The 2,089-nt window shown below is 41.5% G+C and carries 2 protein-coding genes and 1 pseudogene; all 3 read right to left on the bottom strand.

The genetic code is table 11. From position 1 onward, the window contains the following. Positions 1-310, bottom strand: a pseudogene (locus PX636_RS03015) (restriction endonuclease subunit R); the annotation flags it as partial. 460 nt (positions 311-770) lie between these two features. After that, positions 771-1,625, bottom strand: coding sequence for a prohibitin family protein (locus PX636_RS03010; RefSeq protein ID WP_002763389.1), 855 nt, complete (start codon positions 1,623-1,625; stop codon positions 771-773). A gap of 3 nt (positions 1,626-1,628) precedes the next feature. Continuing rightward, positions 1,629-2,089, bottom strand: a 461-nt coding sequence (locus tag PX636_RS03005) for an EVE domain-containing protein (RefSeq protein ID WP_288116180.1), incomplete at its 5' end; no start/stop codon positions are given.

The raw sequence follows: 2,089 nt of genomic DNA, 5'->3' as shown, positions 1-2,089 counted from the left end.
TATCTTCATCGACAAGGATAATATTATCAATCCCTTCTTCAACCCTAATCTTAATCGGATAACGATAAAAACCTGCTAACCGCAATAAGGGAAATAGGGTGAAAACTTTAACTTGTCCTTCTGATGCTTTATCTTCCATCAAATAGGGTCGAAAATCGTTGCGGATTTGAACAAGTTCTAATTTTTCTGTGTCGCTGACGGTTTCCAAAGCTAAAAGCTCTGTAAATGAGACATCCTCAAGCTTTTCTTGGAAATTGAGATGACGTTGAACATCAGCAAGGGTTAGTTTACTCGTTTTGAGGGTAAGCATTGATTTAGCCAGCAGTACAGCGCTGTTTCCATGATAGCGTCAAATAGGTTTCTCGGCTGTTCTTGCTAACAAAATAAGCCAAGACAGAAACACAAATTTAAGAATAAAGTTGCTGCGTGGGGTGCGGATTGTTGATTTGGTTTTTTTAACAGAATTGGTAGCCTTCTAACGCACTTTACACTCGTCGGCGATCTACGATCAAGTTATTTTTGAACGAAAAGCACCCCAAGGTCATATTTCTTGTAGTTAGAGGTTTGATTAGGTTGGGGATGGTGGCATGGGATTGGAATGGGGAGAAGTGGGGTGAACTTAGGCTGAAACTCCTTCTCCCTGCTCCCTTCTCCCCTATAGTCTTAACGAGTAATTTAGATAGTCAACAGCTTACCAAATTTAGGTTACACTTCCTCTTGATGGGAAAGACTGTATCTTGAGAAAATAATTGGGCTAAATAGACCCGAATTTAGGGGGTATTTTCTGGAAAAGAATCACTATAATTAAATAAAAATGGTACGCTATTTTTTCCCGATCCATCCATGACTAAAACCCGGGGCATTTGCGCCCCACCTTCGCGCCAAGCTTCGATCGCTTCTTTCTGTAAAACTAATCCTCCCCCCTGTTCTTTTAAAGTTTCTGCTAATAGTCTTTGTGCCTCAGCTTTCCCTTTAGCGCGATTAATTTCTGCCTGGGCCTGTTGTTCTGCTTCTTGGGTGATATAAACGGCTCTTTGGGCGCGTTGTTCCGCAATTTGTTTATCTTCGACAGCCCGAGCAAATTCCGGAGAAAAATTCAAATCTACCACACTGGTATCTAAGACTAGAATACCATACTTTTCTAACCGAGTCGATAGGGCATTATCAAAGTCTTCTTTTAACTCACTGCGTCGAGTAATTGCCTCCTCTACTGTTCTTTTAGCGGCGGCAATTTTAAAGGATTCTTGGGTTTGAGGGGCGATAATTTTAGCGACAATATTTTGTAGGGTACCTTGGGTTCTTCTAATTGCCACTACTTGAGTCGGATCAAGACGAAAATTAATCGCAAAACTAGCGGATAAATTTTGTAAATCTTTAGTGGAACTTTGGGCCGGAACTTCAAATTTTTGCACCGTAACATCGTAGATATCGACACTAGAAACAAAGGGAGGTTTAAAGTGAAATCCCTCCAATAAAACCCCGTCCTTAGCCTTTCCTAACACACTTAAAACCCCCGCTTGTCCGGGGGTGATAATCACATAGGCATTAAAGGCCGCTAAAATGACAATAGTGGCCAATAATCCCCCGATCAGGGAAAGTAAATTAATAGCATCTTTCTGGTTCACAGTTTATACTCCTTGATGAGCGACTAAAGCGATAATTTTTACCGCAATTGCTTGATTGACAGGCATCACTGACAGACGATTTCCTGTCCTTACTAATAATAATTCATCGGCCGTAAAATTTTGTTTTAAAATTCCCAGGGGCAGCAGTTGGGGAAAAAGGCGATCAAACTCAACTTTAACCGTCCACCAGCGCGGGGAATCTGGGGAGGATTTAGAATCATAGTAGGGACTATCGGTATCGAATTGTGTGGGATCGATCATATCAGTTTGCACTACTCGCATCAAGCCGACAATCCCCGGCGGGGTGGTATTAGAATGATAAAAAAAGGCTAAATCTCCCCGTTTCATCTGACGGAGAAAATTGCGCGCCTGATAATTTCGCACTCCCTCCCAAATAGTTTGACCATCTTTTTTTAAATCCTCGATACTATAGACATCGGGTTCCGATTTCATTAACCAGTAAT

This window comes from Microcystis sp. M53598_WE2 (genome assembly GCF_030067735.1).
GTDB classification, from domain to species: Bacteria; Cyanobacteriota; Cyanobacteriia; order Cyanobacteriales; family Microcystaceae; genus Microcystis; species Microcystis aeruginosa.
The sequence above is the reverse complement of the archived record's forward strand: the minus strand, read 5'-3'. Positions and strand labels throughout refer to the sequence as shown.